12 protein-coding genes, 1 tRNA gene and 1 pseudogene are annotated in these 13,034 nt (G+C 58.3%); 13 read left to right on the forward strand and 1 reads right to left on the reverse strand.

Going from position 1 to position 13,034, the window contains the following annotated elements; genetic code table 11:
• Positions 1-657 (reverse strand): SOS response-associated peptidase, encoded by a 657-nt coding sequence (locus SynA1544_RS04770; RefSeq protein WP_186515010.1) that lies wholly within the window; start codon positions 655-657, stop codon positions 1-3.
• 84 nt (positions 658-741) lie between these two features.
• Here SynA1544_RS04770 and ftsH point away from each other — a divergent pair, with 84 nt between their 5' ends.
• The 13 genes and pseudogenes from ftsH to SynA1544_RS04830 all read left to right on the forward strand — a co-directional run bounded on the left by ftsH (position 742) and on the right by SynA1544_RS04830 (position 12,929).
• Positions 742-2,616 (forward strand): ATP-dependent zinc metalloprotease FtsH, encoded by a 1,875-nt coding sequence (gene ftsH, locus SynA1544_RS04775; RefSeq protein WP_186515011.1) that lies wholly within the window; start codon positions 742-744, stop codon positions 2,614-2,616.
• Positions 2,617-2,661: 45 nt separating this feature from the next.
• Positions 2,662-3,618, forward strand: coding sequence for an ornithine carbamoyltransferase (gene argF / locus SynA1544_RS04780; protein ID WP_186515012.1), 957 nt, complete (start codon positions 2,662-2,664; stop codon positions 3,616-3,618).
• Positions 3,615-3,938 carry a hypothetical protein gene (locus SynA1544_RS04785; RefSeq protein ID WP_115161460.1) on the forward strand — a complete coding sequence of 108 codons (324 nt, stop codon included), beginning with the start codon at positions 3,615-3,617 and terminating at the stop codon, positions 3,936-3,938. Before argF ends, SynA1544_RS04785 begins: the two co-directional genes overlap by 4 nt.
• Positions 3,939-3,949: 11 nt before the next feature.
• Complete coding sequence (locus tag SynA1544_RS04790) at positions 3,950-4,174, forward strand: hypothetical protein (RefSeq protein WP_011363914.1); 225 nt, start codon at positions 3,950-3,952, stop codon at positions 4,172-4,174.
• A gap of 67 nt (positions 4,175-4,241) precedes the next feature.
• Complete coding sequence (gene lexA / locus SynA1544_RS04795; RefSeq protein ID WP_186494920.1) at positions 4,242-4,865, forward strand: transcriptional repressor LexA; 624 nt, start codon at positions 4,242-4,244, stop codon at positions 4,863-4,865.
• Positions 4,866-4,925: 60 nt separating this feature from the next.
• Positions 4,926-4,998, forward strand: a tRNA-Ala gene (locus SynA1544_RS04800).
• Between the two features lie 741 nt (positions 4,999-5,739).
• Complete coding sequence (locus tag SynA1544_RS04805; protein ID WP_370594098.1) at positions 5,740-6,486, forward strand: hypothetical protein; 747 nt, start codon at positions 5,740-5,742, stop codon at positions 6,484-6,486.
• Positions 6,476-7,174 (forward strand): AAA family ATPase, encoded by a 699-nt coding sequence (locus SynA1544_RS04810; RefSeq protein ID WP_186515014.1) that lies wholly within the window; start codon positions 6,476-6,478, stop codon positions 7,172-7,174. Before SynA1544_RS04805 ends, SynA1544_RS04810 begins: the two co-directional genes overlap by 11 nt.
• A gap of 1,814 nt (positions 7,175-8,988) precedes the next feature.
• Positions 8,989-9,933: a DUF4041 domain-containing protein gene (locus tag SynA1544_RS04815; protein WP_186515015.1), complete on the forward strand. Its 945-nt coding sequence runs from the start codon at positions 8,989-8,991 to the stop codon at positions 9,931-9,933.
• A 198-nt stretch (positions 9,934-10,131) separates the two neighbouring features.
• On the forward strand, positions 10,132-10,539 hold the full coding sequence (locus SynA1544_RS04820) for a hypothetical protein (RefSeq protein WP_186515016.1): 408 nt from the start codon (positions 10,132-10,134) through the stop codon (positions 10,537-10,539).
• A 107-nt stretch (positions 10,540-10,646) separates the two neighbouring features.
• A pseudogene (locus tag SynA1544_RS04825) lies at positions 10,647-11,354 on the forward strand (leucine zipper domain-containing protein); the annotation flags it as partial.
• Between the two features lie 116 nt (positions 11,355-11,470).
• A complete protein-coding gene (locus SynA1544_RS14645; RefSeq protein ID WP_255477778.1) occupies positions 11,471-11,602 on the forward strand; it encodes a hypothetical protein in 132 nt (43 codons plus the stop codon).
• A 595-nt stretch (positions 11,603-12,197) separates the two neighbouring features.
• The gene (locus SynA1544_RS04830; RefSeq protein ID WP_186515017.1) at positions 12,198-12,929 is read left to right on the forward strand and encodes a hypothetical protein; all 732 of its coding nucleotides are present in this window, start codon (positions 12,198-12,200) and stop codon (positions 12,927-12,929) included.
• Positions 12,930-13,034: the final 105 nt, after the last annotated feature.

Below are 13,034 nucleotides of genomic sequence, written 5' to 3' on the forward strand. Positions count from 1 at the left end.
TCAATCGAGCAAGGAGAGCTGCTGGTGCTTGTTGGCGGGGGCCGCCGGCTTGAGTGCTCTGCAGTCCCATGGCTCCACTGGCGCTGGCGTGAGTATCGGCTCGAGGGCGCGTCGGTGGGCTCCATCACCCGGTTCCAGCCAGATGCTCTCCAACCCCTCGGGAATGATCACCGGCATCCGATCGTGCAATGGGGCCACCAGGCTGTTGGGCTGCGTCGTGATCACGCAGCAGGTCTCCACTTCACTGCCATCGGGGCCGATCCAGCGGTCCCAGACACCGGCCAGCCAGAACATCTGCCGATCTTTGCGCTGGATCAGATGTCCCTTTTCAAAAAAGCCGGTGCTGGGCAGAAGGCAGCGGTGATGACGCCATGGCCCGCGAAAGGAGGCTTTCTCCGCGATGGTTTCGGCGCGGGCGTTGATCGGTCGCGGCGCCTGCAGCGGGTCCTTGACCCAGCCCGGTAGGAGGCCCCAGAGCATGTGGGAGAGATGGTCTTCACCGTGCTCACGCCGCACAGCCAGCACCGGTTCGTGGGGGCGGATCAGCTCGCGGGGGGCGTAATGCTCCAGCCAGGCGCTGTCCTCCGGCCGCAACCAGCTGCGCAGCAGCTGCTGCAATTCCGCGCGAGGCGTGTCGAGGCAGTAGCGACCACACATGGGCAGAAGCTAGGCGCCGTTCGGTTCTCACACCCGTTGATTGCCAGAGATCCCTCGTAGCGTGTCGGAACTCACAGGCCATCCATGCCGATCCGCCAGGACGACAACCAGCCGAACCGTCGCTTCGGGATCATCAACCTGGTGCTGATTGGCTTCGGGGTGTTGCTGCTGGCCAGCAGCTTCCTTCCCAGCAATGGCATGCAGCAGGTGCCGCGGGTGCCCTACTCCCTGTTCATCGACCAGGTGAATGACGGTGCGGTGAAGCGGGCCTTCATCACGCAAGACCAGATTCGCTACGAGCTGAGTGATCCCGAAGAGGGCACGCCTCCGGTGCTGGCCACTACGCCGATCTTCGACATGGATCTGCCCCAACGCCTCGAGACCAAGGGCGTTGAGTTCGCGGCAGCTCCCCCGAAGAAGCCGAACATCTTCACCACCATCCTCAGCTGGGTGGTGCCGCCCCTGATCTTCATCCTGGTGCTGCAGTTCTTTGCTCGCCGCTCGATGGGCGGTGGTGCTCAGGGGGCGTTGAGCTTCACCAAGAGCAAGGCCAAGGTGTACGTGCCCGATGAAGAGTCGCGCATTACCTTCGCCGACGTGGCGGGCGTGGATGAGGCGAAGCAGGAACTCACGGAGATCGTCGACTTCCTCAAGCGCCCTGAGCGCTATGCCGAGATCGGTGCGCGCATTCCTAAAGGTGTGCTGCTCGTCGGCCCTCCCGGCACGGGCAAGACCCTGCTGTCCAAGGCGGTGGCTGGCGAAGCCGAAGTGCCGTTCTTCATTATTTCCGGCTCCGAGTTCGTGGAGCTCTTCGTCGGCGCCGGTGCAGCACGTGTTCGCGACCTTTTTGAAGAAGCGAAGAAGAAGGCGCCCTGCATCATTTTCATCGACGAACTCGATGCCATTGGCAAGAGCCGCTCGGGCTCCATGGGCGTTGTTGGTGGCAACGACGAACGGGAGCAAACCCTCAACCAGCTGCTCACAGAGATGGATGGTTTCACCGCCCAGGACAAGCCGGTGATCGTTCTGGCGGCCACCAACCAGCCCGAGGTGCTCGATGCAGCCTTGCTGCGCCCGGGTCGTTTCGACCGGCAAGTGCTGGTGGACCGTCCGGACCTCTCCGGCCGCAAGACCATCCTCGAGATCTACGCCAAGAAGGTGAAGCTGGCTGCAGGTGTTGACCTCGACAGCGTCGCCCAGGCCACCAGTGGTTTTGCCGGCGCTGATCTCGCCAACCTGGTGAATGAAGCTGCCTTGCTGGCAGCACGGGCACAGCGCACCCGTGTTGAGCAACAGGATTTGGGTGAAGCGATCGAGCGGGTCGTGGCTGGTCTGGAGAAGAAGAGCCGCGTCCTTCAGGACGATGAAAAGAAGGTGGTGGCGTATCACGAGGTGGGCCACGCGATCGTGGGCCACCTCATGCCTGGCGGCAGCAAGGTGGCCAAGATCTCGATCGTGCCCCGTGGCATGAGCGCCCTGGGCTACACCCTGCAGCTGCCCACCGAAGAGCGCTTCCTCAATTCCAAGGAGGAACTCCAGGGCCAGATCGCCACGCTTCTCGGTGGTCGCTCGGCTGAGGAGATCGTCTTCGGCAAGATCACCACAGGCGCTGCCAACGACCTGCAGCGGGCCACCGATCTGGCTGAGCAGATGGTGGGCACCTATGGCATGAGCGACACCCTGGGGCCCTTGGCCTACGACAAGCAGGGCGGTGGCCGTTTCCTTGGTGGAGGCAACAACCCCCGCCGCTCGGTGAGTGATGCCACGGCTCAGGCCATTGATAAGGAGGTGCGCGGGCTGGTGGACCAGGCCCACGACGACGCCCTCGCAATCCTGCGGGAGAACATGGCGCTGCTCGAGACGATCGCCCAGAAGATCCTCGAAAAAGAGGTGATCGAGGGGGATGACCTCAAGCAGATGCTCGAAGCGAGTGTGCTGCCCTCCGGTGTGACCGCTTGACGGCAGCGGGCCTCATCCCCGATAACAGTCCTTTGAACCGTCGCGATGGCTACCGCTTCTGCGGGCGTTGCTGCTGTCCTGTCTCCGCTTTGCGGACGTGACTTTCTTTCCTCAGCGGATTGCTCCGCCGGCGAAACAGCAGCGTTGCTGGATCTGGCTGCACAACTGAAGAGCGGCGATCGTCGGATCGATCTCGGCAACCGTGTGCTGGGCCTGATCTTCAGCAAGGCCTCCACCCGAACCCGTGTGAGTTTTCAGGTGGCCATGGCCCGCCTCGGCGGCCAGACGGTGGATCTCAATCCTTCCGTCTCCCAGCTGGGCCGCGGCGAGCCGTTGGAAGACACGGCTCGGGTTCTCAGCCGTTACTGCGATGTGCTGGCGATTCGCACCTTCGCCCAGCAGGAACTGGTGGAGTACGCCCACTGGGCCTCTGTGCCGGTGATCAATGCCCTCACCGATCTGGAGCATCCCTGTCAGGCCCTGGCCGACTTCCTCACCATGCAGGAAGCCCATGGCGCCCTTTCTGGTCAGACCCTGGCCTATGTGGGCGACGGCAACAACGTGGCCCATTCCCTGATGCTCTGCGGCGCGTTGCTGGGGGTGAATGTGCGGATCGGTTGCCCCGAGGGCTTCGAGCCCTTGCCGGGTGTGCTTAAGCAGGCCCAATCCCTGGCACAGCACGGTGCCTCGATTGAGGTGGTGACTGACCCCCGTGAGGCGGTGGCGGGAGCCCAGGCCGTTTACACCGACGTTTGGGCCTCCATGGGCCAGGAAGCCGAACAGGCCCAGCGGGAGCAGGCCTTTGCGGGATTCTGCGTGGATCAAGCCCTGATGGAGCAGGCGGCAGCCGATGCGATCGTTCTGCACTGCCTGCCGGCCCACCGCGGTGAGGAGATCAGCGCCGAGGTGATGGAGGGCAAGGCAAGCCGCATCTTTGATCAGGCCGAAAACCGCCTGCATGCGCAGCAGGCTCTGTTGGCGGTGTTGATGGGTGGTCTATGACGGTGATCCACCGCTGGTTGGTGCCGTTGATCGTCACCGCCCATGCGGTGGCAGCGTCAGCGGATCAGGCCACCGACAAACAACAGCAGAGCACCATCGCCCGATGGACGGCCGAGAAAATCTGTGAAATGGGTGTGGATGCTTTTTACGCCTTGCCGGATCCTGAGCTCAAAACCATGTTTGAGCGCGACACCTCGATGCGTTACGAGGATGTTCCCAACGCACCAACCGATCAGGAAAAGTCCCGTATTACCGGGCAGTTGATGGGATATCTGATGGCGGCCTGTCCGCAACAGCTTGAGTCCTACAAAAACCGCTGAAGAGCATCGCGATGCGCAAGGAACGCTGCTGGGTTTGGTTCAAAGGTGGCCTCTCGGAGGAGGGGCACTGGATGTCGGGCTGGGTGGCCAGCACAACCGAGCAGCCGGGGCTGCTGATTGAGCATCCCGGCTATGTCTCTTGCCGGGTTCCGGAATGGCGTGTGGTGTTTAAGGAGCCCAAAGACCTAAACCTGGCGCCGAGCATTCCCGAGGCTGCGGTGTGGAAGCTGGTTTGAACTGAGCCTGCGCTTGCGGCACACGGCAAGGAACGGTACAAATGTATTGCCCGAACCTTTTCTTGCGGTGACCCGTGCCCCCCAGGAGCCCCTCACCACTGCTCAGCAAGAGCTTTACGACTGGCTGGCGGACTACATCGGCACCCATCGCCACAGCCCTTCGATTCGCCAGATGATGCAGGCGATGGGACTCCGCTCTCCTGCGCCGATCCAGAGCCGGTTGCGCCATCTTCAGCAGAAGGGATGGATCACCTGGCAGGAAGGCCAGGCGCGCACGCTGCAACTCTTGGGCGACATGGTGGGTGCCGCCGGGATTCCCGTGCTGGGCGCCGTTGCCGCTGGTGGCCTTGTGACGGCTTTTGATGACGTGCAGGAGCATCTCGATCTGGCGCCCGTGCTGGAGACCCGTGGTCTGTTTGCCCTGACGGTGAATGGTGACTCGATGGTCGACTCCCACATCGCCGATGGGGATGTGGTGTTGATGGAGCCGGTGCAGGATCCGCAGCGGCTGCGCAACGGCACCGTGGTGAGTGCTCTGGTGGCTGGCAGTGGCACCACGCTGAAGCATTTCCATCGCCAGGGGGCGACGGTGGTGCTGGAAGCTGCCAACCCTGCCTATCAACCGATTGAGCTCCCCGCCGAACAGGTGGAGGTGCAGGGTCGCTTGGTTGCTGTCTGGCGCCAGGTCTGAGGCTCCCGCGGTGTAAGCTATGACACGACGACGGCGGCTCTGAAGCCACCACGTCGACATGGGGCCATAGCTCAGCTGGTAGAGCACCTGCATGGCATGCAGGGGGTCAGGAGTTCGAGTCTCCTTGGCTCCATTCTTTGAAGCCCAGTCTCTGACTGGGTTTTCTTGTGTCTGGGGTGACTTGGGTAGTGGTGTGATTCCGCTCGTTGGTGTGATTTTTGGAGTCTCTGTCTCGGCTCTCTCTAGTGCCAGATTTTCTGCTTGCGCTTAGTTGCCGCTACATGTAGCGTTTTACAAATCGATCGAACCGGACTCAAACCCTAGTAAGCCCAAAAAATTTGGTTCAGGCGGCGCTACGAGCCTGACCTCCCCGACGGATATATCCGTTGGCTTCTGAAATGGCTGAACTGGTTCCGGCGACCGATTTGTTCACAACCAATACCTCTCCATGTCCAACTGGATGCGGACTTCGCTTGCTGCTCTTCAGCTAGGCGTCAGTCCTGACACGCTTCAGCGTCGTCGTGAAAACAACGGCGGCTTTCTAGAAAACGGCACGCACTATGTGCTCGGTCCACATAGGAACAGTCCGGTTGTTTGGGAGGTTGACCGCGTCAGGGCAGCAATGAATAGGCGCGGGATTCAGGTCCGTAAAGAGAAGCAAGGGCGATAAACGAGCGCCGTCGATCGCGCATGAAAAAACCCCGGCGCGCCAACGCCAGGGCAAAGAAAATTGCTTGACCCCATTATGAAATCTCCGAAGCCGCAACTCAAGCGGTTGCAGCCTTTTTTCAGTAGTGGCTGCTGCTTGCTGCCCTGTGGCAGCCATAAAAATCCACTCCTGAAGTCCTGGCCCTCATCCCCAGGGCTGTCATTGGTGGAACTTGCCAACTTCCCCGGCTGCAAAGCCGTTGGCCTCCGTACTGGTCCAGAAGACGGTCAGATCCTCTCAATTGACTTGGACGGCCAATCAGCCATCGACAGGCTCTGGAAGGACAGCCTTGATCCGTTTATGTCCGGCACGTTCATCGTCGGGCGATCCGGTGATCCATGGCGGCTGAAACTTCAGTTCCGGCTGACCCCAGAACAGGCAGCGGAGATCAGCAGCTTCCAGACGACGATCCACACCAAGCCCGCATGCAACGGCGCCAAAGCCGAAGCCGTCGAGGTCCTCTACAGCAGGCGTCGCCAAGTGATCATTGGCGGTCGGCATCCATCAGGAGATAGCTACATCTGGTTCGATGGTGCAGGGCCTGAGCAACTGGAAGCACCCGATTCGAAGTGGTGGGCGTTCATCAAGGAGTGCCACGCCAGAGCACAGCAACCGCCGCAAAAACACCGGCCAACTGACCGGAAGCGCAGCAACACCCGCCGCGCAAACCCCTGCCCCGTCTGCGGTCGTCATGACGGCCCTGGTGGTTCAAACCTCTGGTGTGAATACAGCAGCAGTGGCCTGCTCTTCTGCATGCCCGGGACGACGTTCTCGGCCCCAGCAGGGCTGCGCATTGGTTATGTCGTCAACGGCTGGGCACTGAAAAAAATCACGCAAACCCAAGACGGCCCTGTGCATGTCTTCGGCCAACACGACCCCGAAAAACTGAAGAGGCAGAGCGATGTCGAATGACAAAAACCCGACTGCTGATCAGCTCTTCTTTGCTGCTGTCAATGAGTTAGCCGTCAGGCTGCATCGCCAAGAGCAGCCAATACGGCTACGGCACGCTTCTATTCGGTCTTTTGCCTACGGCGAAAATTTCAGCCTTAAGGACAACGAGATCCGCTTCATCGACAAACAAGCGGAGCGTCAACTCCACGATTGGAAGGATGGCTACGACGCGACTGAGGCGATCCGTGTTCCCAGAATGGAATGGTTTTGGGAAGGGATTTTTCTCCGTGATCGCGTCAACCTGCTGATTGCTCGCGAGAAGGTCGGCAAGACTGCCCTGGTCCTCTACTTGCTCCGCAGTTGGTTGAGCGGTTGCCCGTCATTCATGGGTCTGGAGTTGGCAAAGCTGCCAGATCGACCAGCAATCTTGATTGTTGGTCCCGATCAAGGGCTGGCGGATTGGTCTTGGTATCTCTCCAAAGCTGGATTGGCGACCGAAACGGTCATTGATGACGACACTGCCGACATTCGTTTGGTGCCTGAGATCAAAAAAATCTGGCCGCAGGACGCTCCCGTCTTCCTTGATGAAGAAGGCATCGCCAACATCGCTCAGCACTGCGCCGATCATCCCGGTGCCCTGTATCTGCGATTCACTCGCAGCCCACAATGGGCCGCTTGGACTCAAGGAAAACGACGCCGACTTCGCTGAACCGATGCGTGCACTCGCTCGCGCATTAGCTCCGCACAAAGTCACCACAATCCTGATTTACCACGCTGGCAAGGGGAATGAGGACGAGCGTGCATCCACTGCATCCAGGGGAAGTACCGCGATCACTGCCGCGGCTAGTCGGGTCATTCAGCTGGCCTGGCTCAATGAGAAGGACAAAACCGACCAGCGCATTGCCCTAACTACCCAAGGCAGAGCTGCCAAACCTGTTGGGCTTGTGATCGAGCAGCAAGAGGCATGCCGGTTCATCAAGGTTGGCGACCTTGAGGAGATTGCTAAAGATGAGGCCCGTCAAAAGGCTGAGCACAACCTCACCGATCGTCAGGGTTCCGCCTTGGCTGAGGTCAGAGCTGCCTGGGATGAGTGTCGGCATGAGATGGAAGCGTCTTGGTTGGTTGAACGACTATCGGTCCAATACAGCGGCAAGGACAGCACACGCAAGGCCCGCGAAAACCTGGAGCAGCTGCATCGCAAAGAGCTATTCATTAAGCGGACGATTGGTGCCAATGGCGCGAGGCGGAATCTGTATCGACCTTGGAAGACGGCCCTTGGTGAGGCAAAGCTCCGTCCTCCGGTGTCTCCGAAAGACCCTCCGCAGTCTCCGGACTATCCCAACCCTGTTAACCACGGGCTGTCTGAGACAAAGCTCTCTCTTTTCTCTCCTGAATTGAGCAGTGCGGATAGTTCGGGTAGTTAGGAGGGTGCAGGAGACACTGAAGGGCTCTCTTTGAAGACCCTTTGCTGAATAGTTGTGATTGATCAATCTGCGTGGTGATCCGACGGATGGTCATGGTTATGTCCTCTTCTTGTTGAGTTAACAGAAGGCTGGTCTGCATGACATCCCAACACTCCACTTATTGGCTTGATCCCTATGGCCGAACCTGCTGGAGTGATGGCAGTCCCGCCACTGCCTTGCCGGTGTCTATCTCAGTCACCGAGGACTAGTGGCGCCTCAGTTATGACCCGACTGTTCACTTTGATACATGAGCTGACTGGCGCAATGACTCAGAGGGGGCAGGGCGTTATCGGAATCCCTCAACCGGGGGATCTGCCAAACCAATCACAGCTGGCAAGCTGATAGGAGCGAAGTGTGGAGCATGTACAGATTCATTTCCTTGGCTGGTGTTGTCGGCGGTGTTGCAGTGACCGTTGCTGCGCTGGGTTCCTCAGAGAAAGAAAGGCTCGAAAAGCTGGCGATCGGATCTGGACTATTCGCTGGATCAGCAGTGGCAGCCCTGCTGGCTGATGCGGGAGTTCGCAGAAAATTTAGACCAATACTTGATGTCTAAGCCGAGATCAGAGGGAGAAGGAGAGTTGCTGAACTAGGCCTGAATGATGTTCAGAGAAAGATCGAAAGACAACGCAAAGATGTCGAAACCGAAATCAGGGAGAAACGAAAACTCGCCCAAGAAGAGCTTGACGAGATAGAAAAGGCGAGAGCTACCGCCGAAAGCCACTCTCGGCTTGCACGTAACCAACTGGATCTACCACGCCATCACGTAGCAGATCTGGAAAAGGAGAAGCAAGGTCTAAAGGATGATAAAGCTGAGCTTCGGTAGCAAATAAAAGAGCTGAATCAAGATGTCGAAGACCTCTTAGACCTTGACGACGCGGGTTTTGCTGCTCGTCGCTACCCAGGTCTCGATTCGAGACGACTTGCCGATCTTCTGAAGCAGAACCGAGAAAAACAAAAGGCTCTAGGTAAAAACCTGCTAGCTGAATGCAAGGAAAGTGGAGTTACCGTCGGCGGATCTAGTGCCCAAGGTAAGGCCTATGTGCGACAGACCCTCACAGCGTTGCTCCGCGGCTTCAACGGTGAATGTGATGCCGCAATCTCAACGCTTAAGCACTCCAATGATTCGACAGTCCTCGGAAAAATCGACCGTGCTTTCAAGTTTTACGAACAGCAGGCAAGGACTCGTGTAGAGATTCCTTGGGATGCTCGCCTTGTCGAATTGAAGGTTGACGAGGCCTATTTGGTTCACGAGAACGCTCTGGCAAAACAAGCCGAGCGAGAAGAGCAGATTGAACTAAGGCGACAAGAGCGCGAAGAGGAGAAGGCACGCCGTGAAGCCGAAGAAGCCAAAGAAGCTGCAGAGCGCGATGCCGAGAAATACGAAGAGCTATTGGCCAAGGCTCGTAAGGAGGCTGCGGCCAATGACCAGAGTGACGAATATCTCGAGAAAATCAGAGAACTAGAGCGTCGCGTCAGAGAAGCCGAGGCAAATAGAGAGCGGGCTATAAGTCGCGCTCAGATGACCCGCAGCGGTCACGTGTATGTCATCAGCAATATCGGCTCATTCGGTCACAACGTCTTCAAGGTCGGTATGACACGACGTCTCGAGCCCACTGATCGCGTTCGTGAGCTTGGTGATGCATCAGTGCCCTTCCCATTCGATATCCACGCGATGATTTTCACCGAGGATGCGCCTGGATTGGAAACGGCTATTCACCGTCGGATCAATGCTCGTCGCCTCAATCTGGTGAACCTCAGAAGAGAGTTTTTCACCATCACTTGGGAGGAATTGGTTTGCGAAGCCGAGGCTGCAGCGGAGGACATTGGGGTGACAGCAGAAATTCGATGGACGCGCCTTGCTGAGGCTGAGCAATACAGGCAGAGTGTCTCCGAGAGAGCCAACACCGAGCAGCCGCTCAGGTTCCTGGAGCAGAAGCGTCTTCAGAAGTTTGATTCCGATGCTTTAGCGAATTCTTCGGCAGGGGTTGATCGGCCTAATAGCTGAAACGTTTGAGCAGTGGCAAGCCCGCATCAACGCCCAGGATGCACCGCGCGGTATTTTCGCCCGGTGGATCGCATGGCTGAATAGCTGAGATCCACTGCGGCGCAGGGGGCGGGTCCTTGGTATAGGCACATGTGGGTGATTCGTTCGCGCACGCTTTGGCCACCGTCAGAAATGTTTGAGTCGTGAGGATTTTTGAGAATGGCCGTAGTGAATCTGAGGCAAGCCGGGCGGCTGCTGGGCTTCAAAACCGCTGAGCCTTTGAGGCGGATGTTGAAGCGCGGCGTGCTGGACGACTATCTCCGCCCAGGGGGTGATGGGCGTTGCGTTTTTCTGGAGACCGATCCGCCGGGGCTGCCAAGTCTCCGGCAGCAAGTGCAGGCGAACACAGGGTTTAACAGCGCAAGCCCGTTGTGGAGACGTGAACTGTTGAGCGATGAGGCGCTGGATACAGCGATGGCACCGATCAACGATTGGATTGAGGGCCGTGAGGATTGGTCCGTGAGGGCTAATGAATTTCTGGATCCAGCCGCATGGACTGGCCCGCCATGGACTCCGGATCAGTGGGTGACGCTGCGGAACGTGATTGAGCTGGCGGTTGAAAGTTAGGGCCAGATGGCCCTAATTGTTCTGTCTCAGCAGGTTGTTCAGTAGCCAATGAGGTGTGAGGTCGCTACCGGTTGAGGTGTCACCGCCCAACCGAAACCTCACACCCCATGCATACACACGCCAATGCCCGCCTGACGCAGCGAGGCCGGCTGCGATTGGTTTCGCAACACCTGAACCACCACCGCTCCCTGGCTGAACTGGCTGCAGAAGCTGGTATCAGCCTCCGCTGTGCCTACAAGTGGCTGGCCCGTTACCGCTCAGGTGGGGCAGCCGCTCTGGTGGATCGACGCAGTGGTCGCCGCAGCCAGCGGCGGACGCTCGATCCACAGCAACTGCAACAGGCCGTGGAGTTCCGTCACCAACGCCTCCACCTCCGGCACATCGCCAGGCTGCTAGCCGCTCCCTTCTCCACCGTGGCCAGGGTGCTCAACCTCCTTGGTCTCGGGCGGTTGCGAAATCTCGAACCCAAACCTCCAGTGCAGCGCTACGAGCGGGAGCATCCCGGAGACCTGATCCATATCGACGTCAAAAAGCTCGCCCGTTTTCGCAAGGTCGGCCACCGAATCACCGGCAACCGGCGGCAGGGCCGCTCTGCCGGCGTCGGCTACGACCGTGTGCACGTTGCGATCGACGATGCCACCCGATTGGCCTACGTCGAGGTGCTCGCCGACGAGCAGCAGGCCACAGCGATCGGCTTCCTGAGCCGTGCTGTGGCCTGGTTCAACGGCCATGGCATGGAGTGCCGCCAAGTGATGTCGGACAACGGTCCCGCATACCTCTCACGCAGCGTTGCCAAGGCCTGCAAAGCCCTTGGCCTCAAGCACATCCGCACCAGGCCTTACACGCCCCGCACCAACGGCAAAGCCGAACGGTATGGCCTCCGGCCGACTGCGTCTACATCCAGACCCTCTGCAAGGAATGGGCCTATGCGATGGCCTTCCAGAACTCCCGGGAACGCGACAACTGGCTGCCGCGTTACATCTCGATCTATAACGGGCTCAGGAAGCACTCAGCCCTCGGCGGTCGATCTCCTCAGCAGCGGCTCAACGAGCTGCTCTGCTGATCAACGTGGTGAGACACAACACCTAATCACCTTTGCTGAAACGCCGGCCTAAGCCTTCAGTTCCCGAATTTCGCTAGTTCAGCCTTCATGGCAGTGAGGCCCTCTTCCAATTTCGAATAGTTGTCTGGATCTTCGTCCCACGTTTCGATCAGCTTCTGAGCGGTCTCGATGAAGGACTTCATCTCGTCACAAGCCTGTAGTAGGTCCATGCGCCACGAACAGATCAGGGCGGGAACTTACGTCTGAATGTCGGGGGCTGTTGTTCGTTGCTGACGGCGGAAGAGCAGGACAGGCTGACTGGTTGGCACCTGGGGGTGATTCTCTAGCTCGATTTTGGGATGAGGACTGGTTGCGCTTAAATCGGCGGTGTTGTCGAACTAGCTGTTAAGTAGTGGAAGGGTTCATCCAGAAAGTTAAGAGCGCCACCCCGTCTTCCGTGAAGGGGTTAGCGAAGACCGCGATTGATACCGTCAAACCACTGTCCGATAAGGCAACTGCGGCAGTGACGGTCGGACTGGGGGCTATTGGAGCCTCCTTGAGTCAATTCGCAGATATCCCTTTAAGCGCAGATCAGGTAACTCGTATTACGAGTGCCATGAAGAACTACGGCATAGACACTGTCGACGCTGTAAAAGCGTTGCCGGATGAACTGACCAAGTACGGAACTGAGGTTGTGGACCAGTTCCTTAAGGGTGGGGATCCACAAGGAAAGCATTGGTCACATATCGAGAGTCAGGCGAACAACCCTGGAAGGGCTTCGGATCCCATCAACGCGATTTGGGAAGACGGCTCAACAAATATGTCTCGCGGCAGTAGAGATATGACGCTGCAGGAACGAGTAGGGGCAAGCTTTGACAACCATATGGATGCCTTCTTGACCACGGTCAGGACCCAAGAGTTCTGGCAGCGGACCCTTGGTAATGCCTTTGAGGCATCGGTCTATGCAGCAGCAATAACTGCCATTGACATGCTTCTGATACATCGAGACGAACTCTTAAATGCCACGACGGAGAGGAAGAAGGAGATCGTTGTCGACATCCTCAAGCAAAGCGGTCTGATGGCAGCAGGTGCCCTTCCGGTATCAGTATTTCTTGCAGTAGCTCTACTGCTGATACCAGGACTCTCCGTTGTCATGGCTCCACTGGGAGTTGTTGGGTCTGTAGGCCTTTCGGTCCGTCTAATCACTTCTCTAGTTAAAAATCCCTCTCAACAGGAGAAGGACCTTCTGACAGCAGTACAAGGTCGCCTGAGGGGTTTGATGTACGACATACAAAAGTCATCAAATGGCTCTGTGACCATCACGGTGCAAGCTTTGAAAGGTGCATAAACGCGAAACCCCTCTCAGTTGGAAGAGGTGTTACGAGAAAGGAGGAGACAAGCTTGCTTGTAGATCTACTGAGAGTTAGCAGATTTTTATCGACCTCACACGCCC

Origin of the sequence: Synechococcus sp. A15-44, from assembly GCF_014280115.1 — a bacterium.
Lineage (GTDB): Bacteria > Cyanobacteriota > Cyanobacteriia > PCC-6307 > Cyanobiaceae > Parasynechococcus.

What these genes read in the sequence shown, in the direction of transcription:
- argF (WP_186515012.1), top strand. Translation starts at nt 2,662, where the DNA reads ATGGCTACCGCTTCTGCGGGCGTTGCTGCTGTCCTGTCTCCGCTTTGC.
- SynA1544_RS14645 (WP_255477778.1), top strand. Translation starts at nt 11,471, where the DNA reads ATGGCCTTCCAGAACTCCCGGGAACGCGACAACTGGCTGCCGCGTTAC.
- SynA1544_RS04830 (WP_186515017.1), top strand. Translation starts at nt 12,198, where the DNA reads ATGAAGAACTACGGCATAGACACTGTCGACGCTGTAAAAGCGTTGCCG.
- SynA1544_RS04820 (WP_186515016.1), top strand. Translation starts at nt 10,132, where the DNA reads ATGGCCGTAGTGAATCTGAGGCAAGCCGGGCGGCTGCTGGGCTTCAAA.
- SynA1544_RS04790 (WP_011363914.1), top strand. Translation starts at nt 3,950, where the DNA reads ATGCGCAAGGAACGCTGCTGGGTTTGGTTCAAAGGTGGCCTCTCGGAG.
- SynA1544_RS04770 (WP_186515010.1), bottom strand. Translation starts at nt 657, where the DNA reads ATGTGTGGTCGCTACTGCCTCGACACGCCTCGCGCGGAATTGCAGCAG.
- SynA1544_RS04785 (WP_115161460.1), top strand. Translation starts at nt 3,615, where the DNA reads ATGACGGTGATCCACCGCTGGTTGGTGCCGTTGATCGTCACCGCCCAT.
- ftsH (WP_186515011.1), top strand. Translation starts at nt 742, where the DNA reads ATGCCGATCCGCCAGGACGACAACCAGCCGAACCGTCGCTTCGGGATC.
- SynA1544_RS04810 (WP_186515014.1), top strand. Translation starts at nt 6,476, where the DNA reads ATGTCGAATGACAAAAACCCGACTGCTGATCAGCTCTTCTTTGCTGCT.